The organism is Arthrobacter sp. B10-11, from assembly GCF_033142195.1.
Taxonomy (GTDB): Bacteria; Actinomycetota; Actinomycetes; order Actinomycetales; family Micrococcaceae; genus Arthrobacter; species Arthrobacter oryzae_C.
Genome location: NZ_JAWMTH010000003.1, coordinates 532,165 through 556,479 on the forward strand (window position 1 = coordinate 532,165; position 24,315 = coordinate 556,479).

Sequence of the window (24,315 nt, forward strand, 5' to 3'; positions counted from 1 at the left end):
TCGGTTGCCCCCTCTTAGAGGGTAAAGCCCGAAGCAGGTTTCGGCGAGTGCTTGAGCTTAAAGGCCTCCGGGTCCCCGAACGGCGCCGCAGCGATGCTGAGTTTGGTGAAGTCCAGGTCCTCGCCGCGGATGCAGACCTTGATGGCGTTGACGGCCTTGTTGACGTCCGGGCACAGGCAGAAGATGTTGAGCTTGGAGTTGCCAAATTCCGACCGTTCCACGGTGCCCAGCCCGCGCCAGGCAAGATGGCTGATGAGGGCGTCCTTGGCTTTTTCCTCCAGGTAGCGGTCGCGGTCCGTGCCGTCCTTGGTTTTCAGGGCGTACTGGGCCACCACCCAAAACTGTTCCTCGTCGGGAATCTCGGCATAGCCGTCCTCCGCGCACTGCACCGCGAAGGCGTCCATCAGGCCTTCGGCCGCCGCGGCGTCGGCGACGTCGGTTTCGTCCGTCTTGCTCTGGTGGCCCACTACGCCGTGATTCATCACGAACTGGCTGTAGTCCTCATCAAACCAGGCTTCCCGGAACAGCAGGACCCCTTCGTCGTCGCGTTTGTAGACCCTGATAATTCCGCTCATGCCCGTCCTCTCCTGAACCACTCGGCGTCTGTGCCGTCGAACGGTGCGTGCTGTGCCTTGACGGCCTGGTAAAGCTGTTCTGTTTCCTCGAGCATGCGGTCCACAAGGTCCCGCGGGTACTCCATGCTCGCTTGGTGTTCGGCGAATTCGTCTTCGTCGTCGATGTAGACTCCCCGGGCCACGGACCGGATCACGTCGAGGTCCATGTCGATCACGTGGAACTCAAAGGTGCCGGGCCTGATGCCGTTCCAGCCGTGGCCCACGGCGAGGTCCACATACACCCGGAAGTCTCCGGGGTAGGTGTCGTCGTAGAAGGTGGCCACGTAGTCGCCGTTCCGCGGCACGAGCAGGACGGCGTCGGACCTGGCATGAAAAGCCGCTCCGGGCCGTGAGATGAATGATCCCTCCGGCTGGAAGATCCACCAGCCGTGGCGGTCCTCGCCGAGGTAGCTGCCCGGCACCACCCAGTGGGCGCCGCCGTCCCATTTCCGGTTCCGCGCCACCACCAGGTCTCCCGGTTTGAGGCTCTCGGGAGGTGCGGCCTCGTGCGGAATCACAGTTTCGGCAGGCTGCCCGTAGTCGGGTGCTCCTGGCCGGGCAGGGGACGCGCGAAAGGCACCTTTGTCCCCAAAACCTGCGCAACGACGTCGTGCGTGATCTGGCGGGCCGTCAATCCGACTCGTTCCAGCACCTGCGCGCGCGTTCCGTGGTCCAGGAACTCGACGGGAAGGCCCACTTCGTTGAGGGCGGTGTCCACCCCCGCGGCACGCATTTCCTGCCGGATGCGGGAGCCCACACCGCCGGCGCGGACGCCGTCTTCGATGCAGATGACCAGCCTGTGGCGGGCAGCCAGCGCGATGATCGACTTCCGGACCGGCAGCAGCCAGCGGGGATCCACCACAGTGGAGCTTATGCCCTGCGCGCCGAGCCGGTTCGAGACGTCCAGTGCCAGTTCGGACATGGCGCCGACGCTCACGATCAGCACGTCGTTTTCGCTGGAGCCCGACGGGCGGCGGGCCAGGACATCCACGCCGTCGCTGAGCCGTTCGAGGGCTTCCACTTCGGCGCCCACGTTCCCCTTGGAATACCTGACTACGCTGGGGGCGTCCTTGATGGCCACGGCTTCGCGGAGTTCCTCCCGAAGCCTGGTGGCGTCGCGGGGGGCCGCGAGGTGGAGGCCCGGAACGATCTGCACCATGGCCATGTCCCACATGCCGTGATGGCTGGCGCCGTCGGGACCGGTAACACCGGCACGATCCAGCACAATGGTGACTCCTGCCTTGTGCAGGGCAACATCCATCAGCAGCTGATCGAAGGCGCGGTTCAGGAAGGTTGCGTAGACGGCCACCACGGGGTGGAGCCCGCCGAAGGCCATGCCGGCTGCCGAGGTCAGGGCGTGCTGCTCGGCAATCCCGACGTCGAAGACGCGGTCCGGGTGCCGCGCGGCGAACTTGTGCAGGCCAACAGGAATGAGCATGGCACCGGTGATCCCCACGATGTCCTTGCGCTCATCGGCAATCGCTGCGATTTCATCGGCGAAGACCGACGTCCAGGACTGGGCGCCGCCTGCCTCGGTGGGCTCCCCGGTTTCAGGATCGATGATGCCTACGGCGTGGAACTGGTCAGCCTCGTGGGCGCGGGCCGGCGCATAGCCGTGGCCCTTCTCGGTCATTGCATGCACAATCACCGGGCCTGCGTAGTTCTTTGCGGTGGAGAGGGCGTGCTCCATGGCCTGGAGGTTGTGGCCGTCCACGGGGCCGATGTACTTCATGCCGAGGTCCTCGAACATGCCCTGCGGCGCCCACCAGTCCTTGATGCCCTTCTTCATGGCGTGCAGGCTCCGGTAGGTGAACTGGCCCACGGGTCCGCCGTTTTGCAGCTTCCGCTTCCACCAGTCGAGGGTGCCCTCGTAGGCCGGGGCGGCCCGGAAGGAATCGATGGTGGGACGCAAGGACGCGAGGTAGTCGGCGAAGCCGCCCACCGTGGCCGCATAGGAACGGCCGTTGTCGTTGACGACGATGACCACGCGGCGCTTTTTGTCCGCGGCGATGTTGTTGATCGCTTCCCAGGCCATGCCGCCGGTCAGGGCGCCGTCGCCCACAACCGCGATCACGTAGCGGTCGCCGTCGCCGGTCAGCTGCCGGGCGCGGGAGATGCCGTCGGCCCAGGACAGTGATGAGGAGGCGTGGGAGCTTTCCACGATGTCGTGCTCGGATTCGGCCCGGTCCGGGTAGCCGGACATGCCGCCTTCCTGGCGGAGCGTGCTGAAGTCGTGGCGTCCGGTGAGGAGTTTGTGGACGTAGGACTGGTGCCCGGTGTCAAAAACAATGCTGTCCCGGGGAGAATCGAAAATGCGGTGTACGGCCATGGTCAGTTCCACCACGCCGAGGTTCGGTCCGAGGTGGCCACCCGTCTGCGACACGTTGCCGATCAGGAAACTCCTGACCTCCGCAGCCAGCTGGGACAGCTGTTCTTCGGTCAACTTGCTCAGGTCCTGCGGATTCCGGATGGTGTCCAAGATTCCCAACGGGGCCTCCTTCGGGTGGTAGACATGCCTTTTAACTCTAACGCCTCACAGGCGGTGCGGACGCAGGGACCGGCCTCCCGCAACGCAAAGCCCCGGCCCGTCAGTGACGGGCCGGGGCTTTCGCTGATGCCGGTATGGAACCCTGCCGTTAGTTGGCGGAGATCTGGCGCAGCACGTACTGCAGGATGCCGCCGTTGCGGTAGTAGTCCGCTTCGCCCGGGGTATCGATGCGGAGGACCGCATCGAAGGACTTGGCGGAGCCGTCTTCAGCCGTAGCGGTGACCTTGAGGGTCTTCGGGGTGGTGCCTTCGTTCAGGGCGGTCACGCCCTCAACCGCGAAGGTTTCCGTGCCGGTGAGGCCCAGGGTTGCGGCTGATTCGCCGGCCGGGTACTGCAGCGGCAGGACGCCCATGCCGATCAGGTTGGAGCGGTGGATGCGCTCGTAGCTTTCGGCCACGACTGCCTTGACGCCCAGGAGTGCGGTGCCCTTGGCTGCCCAGTCACGGGACGAGCCGGAGCCGTATTCCTTGCCCGCCAGGACCACCAGCGGGGTGCCGGCTGCCTGGTAGTTCTGGGCGGCGTCGTAAACATACGCCTGGGGTCCGTCCGCCTGGCTGAAGTCGCGGGTGAAGCCACCTTCGACGCCGTCGAGCAGCTGGTTCTTGATGCGGATGTTCGCGAACGTGCCGCGGATCATCACTTCGTGGTTGCCACGGCGCGAACCGTAGGAGTTGAAGTCCTTGCGTTCCACTCCGTTGGCCAGCAGGTACTGGCCGGCAGGCGTGTCCGACTTGAAGGAACCGGCCGGGGAGATGTGGTCGGTGGTGACGGAATCGCCGAGCTTGAGCAGCACGCGGGCACCGGTGATGTCCTTGACGGGCTCCGGCGTGGCCTTCATACCTTCGAAGTACGGGGGCTTCCGGACATACGTGGACTTCTCATCCCAGGCGAAGGTGTCGCCGGCCGGGGTGTCGAGGGCCTTCCAGCGGTCGTCGCCGTCGAAGACGCCCTCGTAGCCGCGGGCGAACATGTCCTTGTCGATCGAGGAATCAATGACCTGCTGGACCTCGACCGGGTTCGGCCAGATGTCCTTCAGGAAGACGTCGTTGCCGGCTTCGTCCTGTCCCAGGGCGTCGGTGTCGAAGTCGAAGTCCATGGTTCCGGCCAGGGCGTAGGCGATGACCAGCGGCGGCGAAGCCAGGTAGTTCATCTTGACGTCCGGGTTGATGCGGCCTTCGAAGTTCCGGTTGCCGGACAGCACGGCGGTGACGGAAAGGTCGTTGGCCTGGATGGCCTCGGAGATTTCGGCGTCCAGCGGGCCGGAGTTGCCGATGCAGGTGGCGCAGCCGTAGCCCACGATGTAGAAGCCGAGCTTCTCCAGGTACGGGGTGAGGCCGGACTTCTCGTAGTAGTCGGTGACTACCTTGGAGCCGGGGGCCACGGAGGTCTTGACCCACGGCTTCGCGGCCAGGCCCTTGTCCACGGCGTTGCGGGCCAGCAGTGCTGCGGCGAGCATCACGGACGGGTTGGACGTGTTGGTGCAGGACGTGATCGAGGCGATGGACACCGCTCCGTGGTCCAGCTCGAACTCGCGGCCGTCTTCGGTGACAACGTGCACCGGCGCGGACGGACGTCCCTCGGCACCGTTGGCGGCCGACTCAACGCGGGCCGTTTCCGTGGTGTGGGAGTCAGCGTGGGTGAAGGAGGGCGGGTCGGAGGCCGGGAAGGACTCTTCCAGGGACTCGTCCACGCTGCCGTCTTCGATGGTCACGTAGTTGTGGATGTCCTTGCGGAACTGCTCCTTGGCATCCGTGAGCTCGATGCGGTCCTGCGGACGCTTCGGGCCGGAGATGGAGGGAACAACCGTTGACAGGTCCAGCTCAAGGTACTCGGAGAACTTGATCTCCTTGGAAGGATCGTGCCAGAGGCCCTGTTCCTTCGCGTAGGACTCCACGAGGGCGACGTTCTCCTCCGAGCGGCCGGTGAGGCGCAGGTACTCGAGCGTGACGTCGTCGATCGGGAACATGGCGGCCGTGGAGCCGAACTCCGGGCTCATGTTGCCGATGGTCGCGCGGTTGGCCAGCGGCACAGCCGCGACGCCTTCGCCGTAGAACTCCACGAACTTGCCCACTACGCCGTGCTTGCGCAGCTGCTCGGTGATGGTCAGGACGACGTCGGTTGCGGTCGCGCCGGCCGGGATGGAACCCGTCAGCTTGAAGCCCACGACGCGCGGGATCAGCATTGACACGGGCTGGCCCAGCATTGCCGCCTCGGCTTCGATGCCGCCCACGCCCCAGCCCAGCACGCCCAGGCCGTTGACCATGGTGGTGTGCGAGTCGGTGCCCACGCAGGTATCCGGGTACGCACGCAGCGCACCGTCAACTTCGCGGGTCATCACGGTGCGCGCCAGGTACTCGATGTTGACCTGGTGCACGATGCCGGTGCCCGGCGGGACGACCTTGAAGTCGTCGAACGCGGTCTGGCCCCACCGCAGGAACTGGTACCGCTCGCCGTTGCGCTGGTACTCGATCTCCATGTTGCGCTCCAGTGCGCCGGAGTTGCCGAAGGCGTCGATCTGCACGGAGTGGTCAATCACCATTTCGGCAGGTGCCAGCGGGTTGACCCGCTTGGGGTCGCCGCCAAGTTCCTTGACTGCTTCACGCATGGTGGCAAGGTCCACAACGCAGGGCACGCCAGTGAAGTCCTGCATGATCACGCGCGCCGGCGTGAACTGGATTTCAGTGTCGGGCTCAGCGCCGGGGTCCCAGCCGGCCAGTGCTCGGACGTGATCGGCCGTGATGTTCGCGCCGTCCTCGGTCCTCAACAGGTTTTCAAGCAATACCTTGAGGCTGAACGGAAGGTTTTCTGCACCTTCAACGGAGTTCAACCGGAAAATTTCGTATTCGGTACCGGCTACATTAAGTTTGCCTTTTGAACCGAAGCTGTCCACAATGCTCATCGCAGGACTCCTCTCGCAACAGTTTCATCTTTGTCGCGCGGTAGACCGCTTGCTAGTTAGGTCATCCTAATTAGTACAAGGCCTTACAAAAGAGCATGGGGTCAGCCGGGAATTCGGCGCGCGACGTGGGACTACTACGCCCATCCTAGTCACATCAGCCCGGGGGCGTCAGCAAAGCCACTGTCTCCATGTGGTGGGTGTGCGGGTACAGATCAAACGCCCGCAGCCCTGCGAGCTGCCAGCCGCCCTCCCGGAAGTACCCCAGGTCCCGGGCGAACGACGCCGGATCGCAGGACACGTAGGCAATGGCCCGGGGACCTGCGGCCATCAGCTGGCTGACCACCGCCTTGCCCGCCCCTGCGCGTGGCGGATCAAGCACCACTGCATCGAAGTCGCGGGGTTTCTGGCGCAGGACGCGTTCCACCCGCCCCTGCACGATCTCCACCTGCGGCGCCCCGTGCAGGTTCTTCCGCGCATCGCGGCTGGTGCCCGGAGCACCTTCAACGGACAGTACGGAGCCGGTCACACCGACGGCGTCCGCGAGTGCGGCAGTGAACAGGCCGGCCCCGGCGTACAGGTCGGCCGCCACCGCGCCCGGCTCCAGGTATCCGCCGTCGTGCAGGAAATCCTTGACCGCCCCGACGAGGGTGTCCGGTGCGTCCCGGTGGATCTGCCAGAAGCCCTCCCCCGTGACCCGGTACTCGTGCCCGGCGGCCGACTCCTGGACCCACGTGCGGCCGCGCAGCTGCAGGACCTCGCCCTTGGCGGTGTCGAAGCTGGCCACCGAGACCTCGTCGGGCAGCTGGGCGAGGATCGCGCTGAGTCGCTTGGCCCGGGTGCCGGCGGCCGGAGCCAGCAGCACCAGCGGGCGCGATCCGTTGGCGGGGGCCGCCACCTCCACGCGGTCAATGCCCTGAAGATCGATGTCCCACAGCCTGAGCCCGTTGATGCCGGGAACAGCCAGCGGCATTTCGCGGATGGCAATGACGTGATCGGAGCGGTGCGCGTGCATGCCCAGCCTGCCGGCGGGCGTCACAGCGAAGCTGGCCCGGGTCCGCCAGCCCAGTCCGGCGTCGCTGCCGGCTTGGCTGCCTGAGTCGCTGCCTGAGTCCCTGCCTGTGGCACTGCCTCCCCCGACGGCTTCCACCCCGGTGACGCGTTCGACGCCGGCGAGCCGCTTCAGCTGTTCCGCCAGGACGTCAGCCTTGAGGCTTCGCTGGCGTTCCAGCGATATGTGGCCCAGTTCTGCACTGCCCACCGGAGGGTGTCCGTGGGACCACGCCCGCTGGGAATCCGCCAGGTGCCAGAAGTGGGGCACGCGGTCCGGCGACGCTTCGAGCACTTCCACCACGTCGGCACGCCAGAACTTTGATCCCTCGCCGGCGTCGGTCAGGCGGATCCGGACCTTCTCGCCGGGAATGGCGTGGCGGACAAACACCACGCGGCCTTCGTGGCGGGCTACACAGTGCCCGCCGTGGGCGATGGGCCCGACATCCACCACGAGCTCGGCGTCCGTGCGGGTCTGGGTCTCGGGGTTCATTGGATATCCTGCATTTTCTTGGCTTCTTCGGACGATTTGAGCTGCCATGGAACGCTGGCCACCATGACTCCCGGCTCGAAATGGAGACGGGTTTTAATACGCAGTGCGGTCTGGTTGTGGACCAGTTGTTCCCACCATTTGCCCACCACGTATTCGGGGATGTACACCACGATGAGGTCGCGGGGCGAGTCCCGCCGCATGTTCTTCACGTATTCCATGATGGGAGTCACGGTTTCCCGGTAGGGGCTGGCTAGGACGGTCAGCGGCACCGGAATTTCCAGTTTCTCCCAGTCGGCCAGGGTGTGCGCGGTTTCCTCGGAGTTGATGTCCACGGTGATGGCGTCCAGCCGCGAGGGCCTCGACGCACGGGCGTAGGCGAGTGCCCGCAGTACGGGCTTGCGGACATGGGATACCAGCAGCACGGCGTGCACCCGGGACGGAAGGGCGCGGGGCGAGGAGTCCTCGTCCACGGCCAGCTCCTTGGCCACGTTGTCGTAGTGCGCGTGGATGCTCCACATGATGAGGTAGAGCACGAACATCGCCAGCAGCGCGATCCAGGCACCCTGCTCGAACTTGGTGATCAGCACGATGGTCAGGACCAGCGCGGTCATGCCGAAGCCGATCATGTTGATGGTGCGTGACTTGAGCATCCGGAGGCGCACGGCCTTGTCCCGGGCAAGCTTCAGTTCACGTCCCCAGTGCCGCACCATTCCCAGCTGGCTGGCGGTGAAGGAAATGAAGACGCCGACGATGTACAGCTGGATGAGCTTGGTGACGTCGGCGTTGAACGACAGGATGAGCACCAGGGCGCCGGCCGCGAGGGCAAGTACACCGTTGCTGAAGGCCAGGCGGTCTCCGCGCGTGCGCAGCTGGCGCGGAAGGTAGCCGTCCTGGGCCAGGATGGACCCGAGGACCGGGAAGCCGTTGAACGCGGTGTTGGAGGCAAAAACCAGGATGACGCCGGTGGCTGCCACCACGATGTAGAACAGCAGGGAGCCGGGCCCGAAGATGGTTTGCGCGATCTGGCTGATGGCGGGGCTCTGGATGTAGTCCTCCGGCAGGGGCTGGCCGTTGACCAGGAATTCCGTGGCCGGATCCAGCACGATGTGCACTTTGGTGGCGTTGGCCAGGTAGATGATGCCGGCGAGCATGGCCGAGGCGATGACGCCCAGCAGGAGCAGGGTGGTGGCCGCGTTCTTGCTCTTGGGCTTCTGGAAGTTGGGGACGCCGTTGCTGATCGCTTCCACGCCGGTCAGGGCGGCGGCACCGGAGGAGAACGCACGGAGCAGCAGGAAGGCGCCAGCGAGCCCGACCAGCCCCTCGTCGAAACCGGGTGCGGGAACAATCGTGAAATTCGCCGAAGGGGCCTCGCCCAACTGCCCGGTGGCTGCCTGGAAGATGCCAACGGCGGTCATGCCGAGGATGGACGCCATGAAGATGTAGGTCGGGACGGCGAAAAGGCTTCCGGCCTCCTTGATGCCGCGAAGGTTCACCAGCGCCAGGATGACCACTCCCACGGTGGCTATCAGGGCCTGCTGGCCGTGGAGCGCGGGCACGGCGGCGGTGAGGTACGTTGCCGCCGAGGACATGGAGACGGCCACGGTGAGCACGTAGTCCACCAGCAGCGCCGATGCGACCGTCAGTCCCGCATGCTTGCCGAGGTTGACGTTGGCTATTTCGTAGTCGCCCCCGCCGGACGGGTAGGCGTGCACGTTCTGGCGGTAGGAGGCCACCACTGTGAGCAAGACCACCATGACGGCGAGCCCCACCCAGGGGGAAAACGCCACCGCACTCACACCCGCCAGTGCCAGGGTCAGGAGGATTTCATCGGGTGCATAGGCCACGGAGGACAGGGCGTCTGAGGCGAAGACCGGAAGCGCGATCCGCTTAGGCAACAGGGTGTGGGCCAGCCGGTCGTTCCGGAAGGGCCTCCCCACGAGCACCCGCTTCGCGGCATTCAATATAGTCAGCACTCCACAAAGCTAGTCTGATTCGGACGCGATGTCATGACGGTAGAGTCGTACGCAGCAACGGGGAAAAGACTGAGGAGGCACGGGTGGCGCACTTCGTGATCATGGGTTGTGGACGCGTGGGAGCAACGCTGGCACACACCCTCGAGGATGCGGGCCATTCGGTGGCCATCATCGACCAGGACGACCGTGCCTTCCGCAGGCTCCGCACCGGTTTTTCAGGCCGTAAGGTCACGGGAGTCGGGTTCGACCGGGAAACCTTGAAACAGGCCGGCGTCAGTGAGGCGTACGCCTTCGCCGCCGTGTCCAGCGGCGACAACTCCAACATCCTGGCCACCCGGGTTGCCCGCGAAACCTTCCACGTCCCCCACGTGGTGGCCAGGATCTATGACCCCGGCCGTGCCGAGATCTACCAGCGTCTGGGCATTCCCACGGTGGCCGCGGTGCGCTGGAGCGCGGATCAGGTGCTCCGCAGGATCCTGCCCGAGCAGCACCTCGCAGGTGACTTCCGTGAGCCGTCCGGCCGGCTGGTCCTGGCCGAAATCGACCTCGACCCTGCCTGGATCGGCCACTCCGTGGCTGCCATTGAGAAGGCGGCCGGAATCCGGGTCGCCTACCTGACCAGGTTCGGTGAGGGGATGCTGCCCGCCGCCACCACGTCCTACCAGGAGGGCGACACCGTCCATGCCATGCTGCGCGTGGACCGCAGCGCCGAGGTAGGCCACATTCTTGCCAAAGAACCCCCCAAGGAGCAGTAAGTGAAAGTCGTCATCGTCGGGGCAGGCAGCGTCGGTTCCTCGATTGCCCGTGAGCTCCTTGCCCACAAACACGAGATCCTGCTCATCGACCTGAAGCCGGAAGTGATTGGCCGCAGCGGGCTCCGGGGCGCGCACTGGCTGGTCGGCGACGCCTGCGAGCTGAGCACCCTTCAGGACGCCAAGCTCGAAGACGCGGAGGTGGTGGTTTCAGCCACGGGAGACGACAAGGTCAACCTCGTGGTTTCGCTGCTCGCGAAGACGGAGTTCGGCGTCGGCCGCACCGTGGGCCGGGTGAACAACCCCAAGAATGACTGGATGTTCAACGATTCCTGGGGGGTCGACGTCGCAGTCAACACCCCGCAGCTCATGACCGCCCTCGTCGAGGAAGCGGTGGAAATCGGCGACCTCGTCCGGCTGCTTACCCTGCAGACCGGCGTCTCGTCCCTGGTCGAGTTCACCGTGCCCCACGACTCGCACGTCATCGGGCTCACCGTGGGCGGCATTGACTGGCCTGAGGACTCCACACTGGTGGCGATCCTCCGGGACCAGGCCCCCATCACCCCCAGCCGGGACGACGTGCTTGACGGCGGTGACGAACTTTTTTTCGTCACGACGATTGCTGCCGAAGACGAGCTCAGGGCGCTGCTCTCCCCCGAGCAGCAGGTGGACCGGGACACAGAGTCGCACCCACCGCATGGCGGCGAGCGGCAGGACGACGAGCATGAGGGCCGGCAGCCGGAGCAGCAGACTCCCGAGGACGACGGCTTCGACGGCTGACGCCACCGGTACGGTGCCTACGGCTGCGGTGGACCACCGGGACGCAACGCAGCCGGACGGTCAACCGCGGGCACGGCAGGACGGGTGATCAGCCAGGCCACCCACACTCCCAGGATGTACAGCGGAGTACCCATGAGGAGCCGTGTGGTGGCGAGGGCGGCCAGGCCTTGCTCACCCATGAAGTACAGCGGCACCTGGACCAGCAGCCGCAGCGCCAGGACGCCCACGATCACCCACGTCCCCAGCCGGTAGGCCCTGACCCGGGCCGGGTCCTTCCGCCAGTCCACCCCCTCGTTCCTGATGAAGCCGAACAGCAGGCCGGCGACGGGCCAGCGGAGCGCTATGGACAGCACCATCCCGGCAATGTAGGCCGCATTGGTGAAGAACCCCGGGACGTAGAAGTCCTCCGCCTTGCCGGTGGTGTTCGCCAGCCACGCCGAAATTCCGACGCCGACGACCCCGGCCAGCGCCTGGGTCAGGGGCCGACGCTGGACCAGCCGCGCCACCGTGAAGGCGGCAGCCGCGGCCAGGGCACCCACCAGGGACAGGGTGAGGTCGCGGGTGATGGTGAAGGTCACGAGGAACACGAGTCCGGGGACGATGGTCTCCGCGATGCCCTGCACGCCGCCGGCACTCTTCAGCACATCGATGTTGCCGTTCTTCGACCGGTGCAGGCCGGCCTTCGCTGCGTAGCCTTCCGCGAGGTTGGCCACTGACGGCGTTTCCGGCGTGGGTTGTGCTTTGCGCGGTTCGGACGCGGCCGGTCCGGCAGCGGGATCCGGGTTCTCGGACGGCGTCATTCGTTCTCCTGGCGGGACAGTATTTCGTAGCGGGGATTGAACATGGTGGGAAGGCCGTCGCGCAGGGTCAGCATGCCCTGGAGCCTGAGCTCACAGCCCGGTTCCACGCCGGGAACCCGCCGCCGGCCGAGCCACACGACACGCAGCCGGTCGCGCCGGCCCGGTCCCCCGGGCCGCCGTGCCGACGCCGGTTCCGCGGCGGCCGGGGCAGGGCCGGGCTTCTTGCGCGGGAGGTCGTGGTCGGTGACGATGGCGGTGAAGGTGGCAACCTGGGTGGCCGGCACATAGGTCACAGACTCAATAAAGCCGCGGCACAGCACACGCCCGCGGTCCGGCAATCCACTGATGGAAAGTTCGGGCTGCGGATAGTCGCCGGCCGGATCAGCCAATCTGGGTGATCTCCGGTCCGCGCTCCGGCTGCTGGAATTCGGGGGCGCCCTGCTGCGGCGCCGGCGCGGAATCCTTCGGCAGGCGAAGCTGCAGCAGGTCACGCGGCGGCATCGGGCTTTCGCCCCGGACCACCACGATCTGGCGGAACAGGGATTCAAGGTTCGCTGCGGCGTCGCGGTCCAGGGCAGCCTCCCCGCCCAGGACGCCGCGGAGGAACCAGCGCGGACCGTCGACGCCGATGAAGCGGGCTACGCGGTAGCCGCCCGAGCCGTCGGCCGTTCCGGCCGGAAGTTTAGCCACCAGTTCGGTGCCGAAGACGCCGGGGATCTCTTCGACCTGGCCGCCCTGGCTTCCCACGGACTGCCCGATCTGTTCCCGGATCTCATCCCAGAGTCCTTCGGTGCGCGGCGCTGCGAAAGCCTGAAGCTGGAGGCTTGAACCCTCGAGGTCCATGGTGACGGCCACAACCCGCTGCGTGGCTTCCTCAATCTCGAGCCGCAGCTGGAGACCTTCACGGGGTGCGATCAGGAGCGCGCCGAGGTCCACGTAACCGTCGGTGCTGTCGATTTCCGAGACGTCGAACGGTCCGGTGGCTGCCCTGCCGGTCTTTTCCCCGGCAGCGGAGTCCGCAGTCTCCAGGGTTTCCCCGGGCTCTACTGCCTGGTCCTTCTTGGCCTTCTTGCCACGCCCAAAAACCATCGGGTTGTCTCCTTAGTTGTGATCTTGTCCGCCGTGCCGCCTGGGCCGCGGGGAATCCTGCAGCGCCGGCGGAGCCGGGCAGCGCCCGGGGGCTAGGCCTGCGGTGTCGCGAAACCACCGGTGGAACCAAAGCCACCCGTGGAACCGAATCCGCCGTCACCGCGGACCGAGTCGCTCAATTCCGCAACGGCCACGAACTGCGCGTACTCCACGCGCTGAATGACCATCTGTGCAATTCTATCGCCGCGCCGCAGTTCAATGGCTTTTTCCCGGTCCGTGTTCAGCAGGGTCACGGAGATCTCGCCGCGGTACCCGGCGTCGACCGTTCCCGGGGCATTGACGACGGTCAGCCCGTGCTTGGTGGCCAGCCCGGAACGCGGGTGGATAAGGGCGACATAGCCGTTCGGCAGAGCGATCGAGACTCCGGTGGGCACCAGCCGGCGTTCACCCGGCTCGAGGACGACGTCCTCGCGCGCACGGAGGTCTGCCCCGGCGTCGCCGGGGTGGGCGTAGGACGGGACCTCGAGGCCGGCGTCGAGCATCTTCAGCTGGACGGACAGGGTGGGCGATCCGTAGGCCGCGGCGCTGCCTTCCGGGGAGTTCGGCGGCAAAGTACTCACGGCTGCAGTTTCTTCAGTCACAGTCATTCACTCTAACGCCAGCGGCGCATCCGGGCCTAGCCGCCGCGGGAACCAGGCGGTGCCGGGCCAAGGTGAAATACCCCGGGAAAAGTGGAAAGCTGGGGCTATGCCGGAATCTAGTGCAGCTGTGCCTGCCCCCAACAGCACACCCCGCGGAACCACCGTTCTTTACCATGAGAAGCTCCACCCGAACCTGTGGATCTGGCTGGTGGCGGCAGGGCTCTCCGGCGCCGGCATCCTCGTTTTCGCCCCGATCAGCCTGGCGGCCGGCATCACGGCGGCGCTGGTGCTTTTCACCATCATTGCGGTGCTGCTGGTCCTGTCCACACCCTCCATCACGGTGACCACAGACACCCTCCAGGTGGGGCGGGCCACCATCGAGCGGCGCTACATCGGCACCGTGGCACAGTTCAGCGGCAAAGAGGCGACCGCGGAACGCGGCCCGCGCCTGAACGGCCTGGCCTACCTGTGCATCCGAGGCTGGGTGGACCCGGTGGTCAGGATCGAGATCACGGATCCGTCCGATCCCACGCCGTACTGGCTCACGTCCACGCGGCACCCGGCACGCCTGACCGCGGCCCTCACCGGCGCTTAGAAGCCCCGCGCCTTAGTAGAAGCCCCGCCCGGCTCCCGTAGCGCCGGTCAGCCTTCGCAGTCCTTGCAGAAAAGCAATCCGTTCTTTTCACGGGCGATCTGCGAGCGGTGACGGACGAGGAAGCAGGACGAGCAGGTGAATTCGTCAGCCTGGGCTGGCAGGACGCGGACCATGAGTTCCTCGCCGGACAGGTCGGCACCCGGGAGTTCATAGCCTTCGGCAAGGTCGGACTCGTCTTCATCCACCACTGCCGTGGGCTTGTCCGCGCGCCGGGTCTTCAGTTCCTCGATGGAATCTTCGTTTAAGTCTTCTGCAGATTTCCGCGGCGCATCGTAGTCTGTCGCCATTATGTGCTGGTCACACTCCGCTTTCTTCGGTTGAGTCACCGGATCCCCGGTTCACCGATGTCAACGCAGATCCGCCTGGTTTTGTGCCCGGCACGTGCCCGTTTTTGGCTTGCGGCGGCAGCGACGGCCTGAAAGTCCCGGAATATCGCGGCGCGCCCTCTGCCTTCCCCGGAATTGTGACTGCCGGGTGGCAGAGTTTCGAATGTCAGTAATGCCAGGGTGGAGGATTTGTATGCAGGATCTACGGCTTGTAGGCGTCCACGACGACGGGGAGCATCTCCTGTTGAGCGGCACCGGCGGCGAGATGTTCCAGCTGCCGATCGACGAAGCTCTCCGGCTCGCGGCCAGCCGCTCTCCGGCGAAAGTTGCCGCTAAAATCACGCCCGTCGCCATGTCCCCGCGGGACATCCAGGCGCGGATCAGAAGCGGGGCCACGGCCGCCGAAGTCTCCGAACTGTCCGGTATTCCCCTCGCCAAGGTCCAGCGCTATGAGGGACCCGTACTCGCGGAACGCGAATACGTGGCACAGCAGGCCCGCAAAATCGAAGTGGCATCCCCTGCACCGGGCCATGATGTCTACCGCTCCGCTTTCGGGGACAACCCGGCCACCCTGGGTGACATGGTGGCCCACCGGCTCAACGCCCACGGCATCGAGTCCTCATCGGTGGAATGGGACTCCTGGCGGCGCCCGGACGGCACTTGGACCGTCGTTGCCCGCTTTGAGACCAATCCCGGCGGCCATGCCAGCATCGGCGAGGAGCCGCCTGCCATGTGGACCTTCAGCCCGGCCCGGAAGTCTCTGCAGAACGCCAACCGCTGGGCTCAGCAGCTCAGCGAACTGGAACCGCTCGACGGTCCCATACCGGCCCGGCGCCTTTCGGCCGTTTCCGACCGCCCGTTTGACTTCGAGACAGACGCCGACGCAGCCGCCGCCCGGACCGCATCCGGCCAGCCCGGCAAGGATTCAGACGGGCTGCTGGACATGCTGCGGTCACGCCGCGGCCAGCGGCTGGGAGTCGACGAGGACGCCGATGACGCCCTGGCACTGCTGCTCACCAACGGAGTTCCGGCGGCCCACCCCCGCCCCTCCGAGGTGGTGGCCGAACCTGAACCCGATGACGGCGCAACGGGGGCCGGGAACGGCGAAGAAGACGCCGCACCGGCCGCCAAGGGGGACTCGTTCACCCGCAAGCGCGACGGCCGGGCATCCATGCTCTCGCGCCTGAGCCTCGCTCCCCGGCCCGCCGGTGATGAAGACCAGCGACTGAAACTTCACGACGGGGTCAGCACCGAGACCCGGGAAATCACCATTGTGGCGTCCCCGCTGCGCCCGGTTACCGAGCCGGATGACGCACCGCCGGAAGAGTCCGGCAGTACGACGGCGGCACTCGACGCCGTCCCGCAGCGCGATGCCTCTGCCAGCCCGGAACCGGCTCCCGCCAAGGACACGGCCCCCGTCCGGCAGTCCGGCTGGAACCGCGAGTCCGCTCCGAACGTCGGCCTGGATGAACTGCTGGGCGGAGGGAGTCCGCGCCGGAAGCGTGACGATGCTCCGGCGGCGTCAAGGAACGAACGGGAAACCGAGCAGCCCGAACGGCAGCCGTCCAAACCCAAGCGCTCCAGCGTCCCCAGTTGGGATGAAATAGTCTTCGGCCCCCGCGGCGACTGAGGCGCGGCCCAAAGCCCGAGTCGGCAGCAGTCTGAGTCAGCTTCTTATCCGCGCCGGGTTTCCCCGGAGCCGTGCCACAGGCAGGCGTCCACCTCGAACGGCAGCAGCTGGTCCTGCTGGGCCATCACGTTGGCGCCGTGGGCCGTGACCCGCCGCATGAAGTGCCGCCGGCACAACGTCTCGTAGCCCACCACGGGTTCGTGCTCCGCAGCGCCGGCGGATGACGCGTCCCCGGCCATGTCCACGTCGCCCACCACCACCTGCGCACCTTCGGTCACCATTACGCCGTCAATCGTGCGGGCATTGTGGGTGGCCCGGCGGCCGCACCAGCACAGCGCCTCCACCTGCAGGACCTGGACGCGGTCCGCGAGTTCGATGAGCCGCTGCGATCCCGGGAAGAGCCGGGTGCGGAAGTCCGCGGTAATGCCGAACGCAAAAACGTCCACGTCGATCTCGTCAACAATCCGGGCCAGCTGTTCCACCTGCAATGGCGAGTAGAACTGCGCTTCGTCACAGATGAGGTAGTCAACCCGCAGGCCGCGCGTGCGGCGTTCAATGACCTCATCCCAGAAATCCGTGCCGTCCAGGACTTCCACGCAGTCTGTCTCCAGTCCGAGCCGGCTGGAGATCCGTGCACCGCCGGCCCGGTCGTTGCGGCTGAAGCGGACACCGCCGCGTCCCCGGGCCCGGTGGTTATGGTCCATCTGCAGGGCGAGGGTGGATTTTCCGCAGTCCATGGTCCCGGAGAAGAACACGAGTTCAGCCACGCGCTCCCTTTCTGCCTTGAGCCTGGAAACATAGCAGCGGGACTTCCCGCTCCGCCTTGGTCAGGGACCCGTGCTGACCGACGAGCTCCAGCGCCGCCGGACGGACACGCCGTGTGTCGTAGAACGCCAGGGCGTCCCTGGCGGCCACCAGGACGTCCCCGATGCGCGGGCTGACCTCCGGCCTGACGTCGCCGAACAATCCGGCCGCCACGGCCTCGTCGCGGCTGAATGCCCAGATCCTGTCGCCGAACCGTTCCCGCCACGATCCAATCAGCCGGGTGCGGTCCTCTTCGCCGGCGTCGGGCTCAAGGTACAGGTGGACCATGCGGGGCTCCCCCGCCGTGTGCCGGACACCGGCGATCAAGGCAGGTTCCGCCGAGTAGTCGATCCGCTGCGATTCGGGGACGTCGAGCATGCCGTGATCCGCCGTCAGAAGGATCGTGGTCCCTGGCGGAAGGGTTGCGTTGAGCCGCCGTACCGTGGCGTCGAGCTCTTCCAGCTGGTGCTCCCAGTGGGCCGACTGGCAGCCGTAACGGTGGCCGGCCTTGTCCAGGTCGTTCACGTAGAAGTACATCAGCGAGCTTTCAGCGGCAAGCATGGCGTCCGCCGCAGCCGCCGTCCTGGCGTGCGGGGTGCCCGCGGCGATGAATCGTCCGCCCCGCAACGCGGCCTGCGTCATGGGCGAGTCGCCGAACTGCGGCAGGCTGATGGTGGTGACGTCAGTGTGGGCCGCTGCGCGTTCGAACACGGTGGGAAACGGCTGCCACTCTCGCGGGTCCACACCGGCATCCCAGTTGCCCAGCATGTTGACCACCTTGTCCTGCCGCGGATCGAGGACGTCGTAGCCCACCATTCCGTGCTGGCCGGCCGGGAGGCCCGTGCCGAAGCTGGCGAGGGAGGACGCGGTAGTGGAGGGAAAGGCCGAGTCGAGGGACACCGGCACCGCTCCCTGGCCCTGCTGCATCACAGACCGCAGGAACGGGGTATGGGCGGACTTTTGCTTCAGCAGGCTACGGCCCAGGCCATCGGCCAGGACTACGCACACCCGCCGTGCTGCCGGCAGGTTCAACCGGTTCTCAAAGCCCTCAATCCCGAGGCTTGCTGCGGCGCTGGTGAGCACTTCGGCGATGGAGCGTTGACCGTAGGCCGGGGCCGGGGGCATAAGCGATGGAGCCGGGGCACCCTCGGCGACGGCGACGGCGGACGGTTCAGATTTGTTCCCTGGCGCCATCTCAGCGCTGGTGCCCGCGGCTGAGCCGGTTTCCGAAAACACCGGTGCGGGGACGCGGCGGGGCAACCGGGCCGCTGTGCGTTACGGGCGCGGGCGAACCGGTGTTCACGGCGCGCAGCGCCCGGGCGAACAGCTTGGCGTCCTGGACGGCCTGCAGGCCGTCAGCTTCCGCACTGATGCGGAGCACGATGTCCTCCTGGGCGATGGTGCCGCTATACCCGTGGTCTGCCTCGCACTGCGGATCCCCACAGCTGGCCGGGCCCATGTCCAGCCGCTGGCCGCCGGACCAGGCGATGGAGAGGGTGAGTTCCCGGACGGGGTCCGAGGGCTTGTAGTTCTGCGGCTGGGCGTACATGTAGCTCAGCACCACGGAACGGATCTGTGCTACGGGCACGGACTCCGTGGAAATCTGGGCTACGATCTGTTCTCCGGCCTCGTCCAGCTGCTGGTCGTCCACGTGGGCGATCACCAGCATGTCGTCCGTCAGCACCAGGACGGTGATGTGCCGGCGCACCTCGGCGCGGTCGAAGTGGGTCTCAAGGTGCACCAGGTGCGCCATGCAGTCGCGGCCGTCCAGTGCGTCGTCCACAACGTCGGCTACCAGCCGGGGATAGAAACCTGCCTGCTGGAGGGCGCCTTCAAGGCTTTGGCCCTGGGCACCGTGGTCGTGCGCGCCGTGGCTGTGTGAGGCCTGGTGACCGGCTCGGGGTGCTTGTGGCTTCGACGTGGGAGGCTGGGGGCTCATTCCCCCATTTTCACAGATCGACTGAACACTTGCTAACTGTGAGCCCTGCCGCTAGCTCCGCATCGCCCGGCGCGCACTGTCGGTCCGCTGGGCGGCGTTCGCTATCCGGACATCGGCGGCCAGGATTGACACCCCGCGGGGGCCGGCCAGCACGGGGTTGAACTCGACCAGCGCGATCTCGGGGTGGTTGTCCTTCAGCCGGGTCAGCCGCGCGGCCAGGTCCTCCAGCGCCGCAACGTCCACCGCCGGCAATCCCTGGTAGCCGAACAGTTTCCGGGCTGCCCGCGGGGCCCGGATGAAGTCGTGGACATCGGCTCCGGACAGCGGCGGAACCCGGTGGGCCCAGTCCTCCAACAGGTTCACCGCGTCGCCGGCAAGGCCGAAGGAAATCACCGGACCCAGCAGGGGGTCCTCAATGGCCCGGAACGTGCAGGCCTGGCCCACCGGCGCCATGGTCTGGACCTCCATGGACGGCGAGCCGTAGGGTGCCAGGGCGCGGTGCATCTGGATGATGTTGAGCCGCAGGGAATCCGCGTCCTGGATGTCCAGCCGCACGCCGCCAAGGTCCAGCCGGTGGCGCAGCGCGGGGTCGGTGGTCTTGAGCACCACCGGCCAGCCCAGCCGTTCCGCTGCCGCGACGGCCTCGTCCGGCGTTTCGAAGCCAGCGGAGGGCACCACGTGGATGCCGTAGTGGGAGAGCAGCGTGGCAGCCTTGACCGGGTCGAGCTGCAGCAACTGCTCACCGGGGACGTCATGGAGCAGCTCCTCCAGCTCGGTCCTGACACTTTCCGCGTCACAGCCGGCAGGCTCCACGAACAGGCCCTTGTCGCGGTCCACCCATTGGGCGTACTTGACCACGGCGGCGAGCGCAGCGACGGCGGCGCCCGGGTTGGAGTAGCACGGCACCGATCCGCCTGCGGACTCATCCTCCACGGAATGGACCGCAGATTCGGCCCCCACCATGCCCTCGACATAGACGGACGGGTCCAGGATCCCGGTAAAGGCGGCGACCACCGGCTTTCCGGCCGCTGCCGAGCATTCCGCCAGGACGCCGGCAATTTTTTCCACGGTGAGGCCGCGTGCCGGCAGCAGCGCCACCACCACGGCATGGATGGTGTCAGCAGCGAGTATCCCGGCCAGGCTCTGGCGGAGGGCAGGCAGCGCCAGTGACATCCCGGCGTCGAGATCCACGTCGGTGACGATCCGTTCAACGCCGAGCCCGTTGGCGGCGGCGCTGTCCGCCACCACTTTGCCGAGCGCCCGGGAGTTGCTGAAAACGGCGATGTCCGCCCCGGCGGGCAGCGGCTGGCCGGCGACGATCTGTGCCACGTCCATGAGCTGCTCGATGGTTTCCACCCGGATCACGCCGGACTGGCGCATCATCGCGTCCAGGGCGCCCGGGGGCGCCTGCGTGGTCCGCACGGCATGCCCCGGGGGCAATTGCAGGCCCATGGAGTCCGATTTCGCCACAATGACGGGTTTGGTGCGGGCAAGCCGCCGCGCCAGCCGGGAAAACTTGCGCGGATTGCCGATGGATTCGAGGTAGAGCCCCACGGCGGCGGTGTCGGCGTCGTCTTCCCAGAACTGCATCATGTCGTTGCCGGAGACGTCTGCCCGGTTACCGGCGGAAAGGAAGGTGGAGATGCCCAGGCGGCGCCGGCTGGACGCCGCGTACAGAGCCACTCCGATGGCGGCGGACTGGCTGAACAGGCCCAGGCCGCCCCGGCGCGGCAGGCTCGGTGCCATGGACGCATTCAGGGACACGGCCGGGTTGGTGTTGACGATGCCCAGGGATGCCGGCCCGATCACGCGCATGCCGTTGGACCGTGCCTGGCGGACCAGTTCGCGCTGCCGCGCCAGTCCGCGATCGCCGTCGTCGGCGTACCCGGCTGTCGCCACCACAACGCCCTTCACGCCTGCGGCCGCGCAGTCCGCCACGACTTTGGGGACTTCCTCATAGGGGACGGCGATGATGGCCAGCCTGACGGGGTCCGGTACGTCGGAGAGCTTCCCGAACGACAGCATGCCCGCGAGTTCGAGCGCCTCGGGGTTAATCGCGTAGACCGGCCCGGTGAAGCCGCCCTCAATGATGTGCTCCAGCAGCTGGTAACCGACGGTGCCCCATTTGCGGCTGGCACCGATCACCGCCACCGACGACGGCGCCAGCAGTTCCTGGATGCTGCGCGCCTCCGCGCGGTGCTCACGGGATTCCATCACGGCGCGCGACTTTTCCGTCGGGTCGATGTTGAATTCCAGGCTCACCACGCCGTCGTCGAAATGCCTTCTGACGTCGTAGCCGGCGTCGGAGAAGACCATCAGCATCTTGCGGTTTTCCGGCAGCACTTCGGCACTGAATTTACGGATCCCGTTCTCGCGGGCGGCGGCCGCCAGGTGTTCCAGCAGGATCGACCCGATGCCGCGCCCCTGGTGGGCGTCGGCTATATTGAAGGCAACCTCGGCTTCTTCGGGATCGGCCAGTCGGTCGTAGCGGCCGATGCCCAGGATTTCGCCGCCGATGGTGATCACCAGCGCCACCCTGTCCTTGTAGTCCACTTCAGTGAAGCGCTTCAGCTCCTTGCTGGAGAGCCGCGCCTTGAAGGCGAAGAACCGCATGTAAATGGACTTCTGCGACTGGCCGGTGTGGAAAGCCTGCACGGCGTCGGAATCTGAGGGGTGGATGGGGCGCACATGAGCCGTCCCGCCGTCCCGCAGAACGACATCGGCTTCCCAATATTCCGGATATACGCCGTCCCCGGGCTGATCCACCATAGGGTTAGCCTAGCTAAAACTCGCCAGTAAACCGTTAAGGATCCACCAGCCCCATGGCCCGCCGCCAAAGTTCCGCCCCGGCAGGGGACGCCGTCCAGGACTACACCGAGAACATCGTTGACATCGACGTCACGTCGGAAATGGAAGGCTCGTTCCTCGAATACGCCTATTCGGTCATCTATTCACGGGCCCTCCCGGACGCCCGTGACGGCCTGAAGCCGGTACAGCGGCGCATTCTGTACATGATGAGCGAGATGGGCCTGCGCCCGGACCGCGGCCACGTGAAGAGCGCCCGTGTGGTGGGCGAGGTCATGGGCAAGCTGCACCCGCACGGCGATACCGCGATCTACGACGCCATGGTCCGCATGGCGCAGGACTTCTCGCTGCGGCTGCCGCTGATCGACGGCCACGGCAACTTCGGCTCGCTCGACGACGGCCCGGCGGCCCCGCGGTACACCGAGGCCCGCCTCGCGGCGGCAGCGCTCACCCTCACCGACCACCTCGACGAAGACGTGGTGGATTTCGTCCCCAACTACGACAACCAGCTCACCCAGCCGGACGTCCTCCCGGCGGCGTTCCCCAACCTCCTGGTCAACGGCGCCACCGGCATCGCCGTCGGCATGGCCACGAACATGGCCCCGCACAACCTGGTGGAAGTCATCTCCGCCGCCCGGCACCTGATCGCGAACCCGGAGGCCACCCTCGAGGACCTTATGCGGTTCGTTCCCGGCCCGGACCTGCCCACCGGCGGGCGGATCGTGGGCCTGGACGGCATCCGCGACGCCTACGCCACGGGCCGCGGCTCCTTCAAGACCCGCGCCAAAGTCGAAGTGGAGCAGCTCTCCGCCCGCCGCACCGGCCTGGTGGTCACCGAACTCCCGTACATGGTGGGCCCGGAGAAGGTGATCGAGAAGATCAAGGACGCCGTCAACGGCAAGAAGCTGACCGGCATCAGCGACATCGTGGACCTGACCGACCGCAAGCACGGACTGCGCCTGGTCATCGAACTGAAGAACGGCTTCAACCCGAACGCCGTCCTCCAGCAGCTCTACCGCTACTCGCCGATGGAAGATTCGTTCGGCATCAACAACGTGACGCTGGTGGACGGCCAGCCACAGACGCTGGGGCTGGTGCAGCTCCTCTCCGTCTACGTCGACCACCGCATCACCGTGGTGCGGCGGCGCACGGCCTTCCGGCTGGCAAAGAAGAAGGACCGCCTCCACCTGGTGGAGGGCCTCCTGATTGCCATCGTGGACATCGATGAGGTCATCCAGATCATCCGTTCCTCCGACGAGGTGGCCGCTGCCCGCGAACGGCTCATGTCCATCTACGACCTGACCGAAATCCAGGCTAACTACATCCTGGAACTCCGGCTCCGGCAGTTGACCAAGTATTCCCGGATCGAGCTCGAAAAGGAGCAGGACCAGCTCAAGCGTGAGATCGCGGACCTGGAAGCCATCCTCGGCTCGGAGCAGCTGCTGCGTGAACTGGTGTCCGACGAACTTGCTGAGATCGCCGAAAAGTACGGCACGCCGCGCCGCACTGTCCTGCTCGAATCCGAAGCGGTCTCCCCCACCGTCGCCGCGCTGGCCGCTGCACCGGGAGGCAAGGGAAAGGCTGCACCGCTCGCACTGGAGATCGCCGACGACCCCTGCTGGGCCATCCTCACCGCCAGCGGGCAGATCGCCCGGACCTCCAACCAGGAGCCGCTCGCCGAGTCCGGGCCGCGCTCAAAGCACGACGTCTTCCGGTCCGTGGTGAAAACCTCCGCGCGCGGCGAGATCGCCGCCGTCACCTCCCTGGGCCGGATGCTGCGCCTCCAGGTCATGGACATGCCCGTCCTGCCGCCGATGTCCGGGCTCCCCAACCTGACCGGCGGAGTGCCGGCCAAGGACTTCATCACGCTGCTGAAGGGCGAAGCGCTCGTTGCTTTCGTGCCGCTGGACTCGGTGCTGGCGATCGGCACGGCTCAGGGCATCGTGAAGCGCGTGCAGCCCGACTATCCCCTCAACCGCGAGGACTGGGAGATCATCACCCTCAAGGACAAGGACACCGTGGTGGGCGTTGAACCTGCCGGTGCGGACGACGTCGACCTCGTGTTCCTCACCCGGCAGGCACAGCTGCTGCGCTTCAGCGCGGCTAATGTCCGGCCGCAGGGACGCACCGCGGGAGGCATGGCCGGCATCAAGCTGGGCGCCGGGGACCAGGTGCTGTTCTTCGGAACCGTAGCCCCCGGCGACGGCGCCGCCGTCGTGGTGACCGTTTCCGGGACCGACGGCGCCCTGCCGGGTACCGCTCCGGGGGCCGGGAAAGTGACGGCGTTCGAGGAGTATCCGGCCAAGGGCCGGGCCACTGCCGGAGTGCGGGCCCACCGGTTCCTGAAGGGCGAAGACACGCTGCTCATCGCCTGGGCGGGCCACGGGCCGGCCAAGGCGTCCTCACTGGCAGGGGTGGCGCGTTCGCTGCCGCAGGAGCACGGCCGCCGGGACGGTTCGGGCATCCCGCTGTCGCAGGCGGTGGAAGCCATTGGGCCCAGCATGACCTGGGCCTAGACTA

The 24,315-nt window shown here is 66.7% G+C and carries 20 protein-coding genes; 5 read left to right on the top strand and 15 right to left on the bottom strand.

Features of this window, described 5'->3' with window-relative positions:
* Nucleotides 1-14: 14 nt before the first annotated feature.
* The 6 genes from RW112_RS12370 to RW112_RS12395 all read right to left on the bottom strand — a co-directional run bounded on the left by RW112_RS12370 (nucleotide 15) and on the right by RW112_RS12395 (nucleotide 9,574).
* Entirely contained in the window at nucleotides 15-575 is a 561-nt protein-coding gene (locus tag RW112_RS12370; RefSeq protein WP_317782021.1) for a hypothetical protein, read from the bottom strand.
* Nucleotides 572-1,132 carry a DUF402 domain-containing protein gene (locus RW112_RS12375; RefSeq protein ID WP_317782023.1) on the bottom strand — a complete coding sequence of 187 codons (561 nt, stop codon included), beginning with the start codon at nucleotides 1,130-1,132 and terminating at the stop codon, nucleotides 572-574. The genes RW112_RS12370 and RW112_RS12375 overlap by 4 nt, the downstream gene beginning before the upstream one ends.
* Entirely contained in the window at nucleotides 1,129-3,102 is a 1,974-nt protein-coding gene (dxs, locus tag RW112_RS12380; RefSeq protein ID WP_317782025.1) for a 1-deoxy-D-xylulose-5-phosphate synthase, read from the bottom strand. The genes RW112_RS12375 and dxs overlap by 4 nt, the downstream gene beginning before the upstream one ends.
* A gap of 148 nt (nucleotides 3,103-3,250) precedes the next feature.
* Nucleotides 3,251-6,061, bottom strand: a complete 2,811-nt coding sequence (gene acnA, locus RW112_RS12385; RefSeq protein WP_317782026.1) for an aconitate hydratase AcnA — start codon at nucleotides 6,059-6,061, stop codon at nucleotides 3,251-3,253.
* Between the two features lie 154 nt (nucleotides 6,062-6,215).
* Entirely contained in the window at nucleotides 6,216-7,601 is a 1,386-nt protein-coding gene (locus tag RW112_RS12390) for a class I SAM-dependent RNA methyltransferase (RefSeq protein WP_317782027.1), read from the bottom strand.
* Nucleotides 7,598-9,574, bottom strand: a complete 1,977-nt coding sequence (locus RW112_RS12395) for an APC family permease (RefSeq protein WP_317782028.1) — start codon at nucleotides 9,572-9,574, stop codon at nucleotides 7,598-7,600. The genes RW112_RS12390 and RW112_RS12395 overlap by 4 nt, the downstream gene beginning before the upstream one ends.
* Nucleotides 9,575-9,657: 83 nt before the next feature.
* On the opposite strand from RW112_RS12395, the gene RW112_RS12400 reads away from it, so the two are divergent.
* Together RW112_RS12400 and RW112_RS12405 are read left to right on the top strand one after the other, a co-directional pair.
* A complete protein-coding gene (locus RW112_RS12400) occupies nucleotides 9,658-10,329 on the top strand; it encodes a TrkA family potassium uptake protein (protein WP_317782029.1) in 672 nt (223 codons plus the stop codon).
* On the top strand, nucleotides 10,330-11,106 hold the full coding sequence (locus RW112_RS12405; RefSeq protein ID WP_317782031.1) for a TrkA family potassium uptake protein: 777 nt from the start codon (nucleotides 10,330-10,332) through the stop codon (nucleotides 11,104-11,106). It abuts the gene before it with no gap.
* A 17-nt stretch (nucleotides 11,107-11,123) separates the two neighbouring features.
* Here the strand turns inward: RW112_RS12405 and RW112_RS12410 are convergent, their stop codons facing one another.
* The 4 genes from RW112_RS12410 to dut all read right to left on the bottom strand — a co-directional run bounded on the left by RW112_RS12410 (nucleotide 11,124) and on the right by dut (nucleotide 13,636).
* On the bottom strand, nucleotides 11,124-11,906 hold the full coding sequence (locus tag RW112_RS12410) for a DUF3159 domain-containing protein (RefSeq protein ID WP_317782033.1): 783 nt from the start codon (nucleotides 11,904-11,906) through the stop codon (nucleotides 11,124-11,126).
* Complete coding sequence (locus RW112_RS12415; protein ID WP_317782034.1) at nucleotides 11,903-12,295, bottom strand: hypothetical protein; 393 nt, start codon at nucleotides 12,293-12,295, stop codon at nucleotides 11,903-11,905. The genes RW112_RS12410 and RW112_RS12415 overlap by 4 nt, the downstream gene beginning before the upstream one ends.
* A complete protein-coding gene (locus RW112_RS12420) occupies nucleotides 12,288-12,995 on the bottom strand; it encodes a DUF3710 domain-containing protein (RefSeq protein WP_305940568.1) in 708 nt (235 codons plus the stop codon). Before RW112_RS12420 ends, RW112_RS12415 begins: the two co-directional genes overlap by 8 nt.
* 92 nt (nucleotides 12,996-13,087) lie before the next feature.
* Entirely contained in the window at nucleotides 13,088-13,636 is a 549-nt protein-coding gene (dut, locus tag RW112_RS12425; RefSeq protein WP_317782036.1) for a dUTP diphosphatase, read from the bottom strand.
* A 106-nt stretch (nucleotides 13,637-13,742) separates the two neighbouring features.
* On the opposite strand from dut, the gene RW112_RS12430 reads away from it, so the two are divergent.
* Nucleotides 13,743-14,231: a DUF3093 domain-containing protein gene (locus tag RW112_RS12430; RefSeq protein WP_317782037.1), complete on the top strand. Its 489-nt coding sequence runs from the start codon at nucleotides 13,743-13,745 to the stop codon at nucleotides 14,229-14,231.
* 47 nt (nucleotides 14,232-14,278) lie between these two features.
* On the opposite strand, the gene RW112_RS12435 is transcribed toward RW112_RS12430, so the two are convergent.
* The gene (locus tag RW112_RS12435; RefSeq protein WP_305940565.1) at nucleotides 14,279-14,578 is read right to left on the bottom strand and encodes a DUF4193 domain-containing protein; all 300 of its coding nucleotides are present in this window, start codon (nucleotides 14,576-14,578) and stop codon (nucleotides 14,279-14,281) included.
* A gap of 232 nt (nucleotides 14,579-14,810) precedes the next feature.
* Between RW112_RS12435 and sepH the strand changes: the two genes are divergently transcribed.
* A complete protein-coding gene (sepH, locus tag RW112_RS12440; protein WP_317782038.1) occupies nucleotides 14,811-16,247 on the top strand; it encodes a septation protein SepH in 1,437 nt (478 codons plus the stop codon).
* A gap of 44 nt (nucleotides 16,248-16,291) precedes the next feature.
* Here sepH and RW112_RS12445 read toward each other — a convergent pair whose 3' ends face one another.
* The 4 genes from RW112_RS12445 to RW112_RS12460 all read right to left on the bottom strand — a co-directional run bounded on the left by RW112_RS12445 (nucleotide 16,292) and on the right by RW112_RS12460 (nucleotide 21,759).
* Entirely contained in the window at nucleotides 16,292-17,014 is a 723-nt protein-coding gene (locus RW112_RS12445) for a thymidine kinase (protein WP_305940563.1), read from the bottom strand.
* Nucleotides 17,007-18,176, bottom strand: a complete 1,170-nt coding sequence (locus RW112_RS12450) for an alkaline phosphatase family protein (RefSeq protein WP_317782196.1) — start codon at nucleotides 18,174-18,176, stop codon at nucleotides 17,007-17,009. The genes RW112_RS12445 and RW112_RS12450 overlap by 8 nt, the downstream gene beginning before the upstream one ends.
* A gap of 70 nt (nucleotides 18,177-18,246) precedes the next feature.
* A complete protein-coding gene (locus RW112_RS12455; protein ID WP_317782039.1) occupies nucleotides 18,247-18,990 on the bottom strand; it encodes a DUF5998 family protein in 744 nt (247 codons plus the stop codon).
* A 51-nt stretch (nucleotides 18,991-19,041) separates the two neighbouring features.
* Nucleotides 19,042-21,759 (bottom strand): GNAT family N-acetyltransferase, encoded by a 2,718-nt coding sequence (locus RW112_RS12460; RefSeq protein WP_317782040.1) that lies wholly within the window; start codon nucleotides 21,757-21,759, stop codon nucleotides 19,042-19,044.
* 53 nt (nucleotides 21,760-21,812) lie between these two features.
* Here RW112_RS12460 and RW112_RS12465 point away from each other — a divergent pair, with 53 nt between their 5' ends.
* Nucleotides 21,813-24,311: a DNA topoisomerase IV subunit A gene (locus tag RW112_RS12465; protein WP_317782042.1), complete on the top strand. Its 2,499-nt coding sequence runs from the start codon at nucleotides 21,813-21,815 to the stop codon at nucleotides 24,309-24,311.
* Nucleotides 24,312-24,315: the final 4 nt, after the last annotated feature.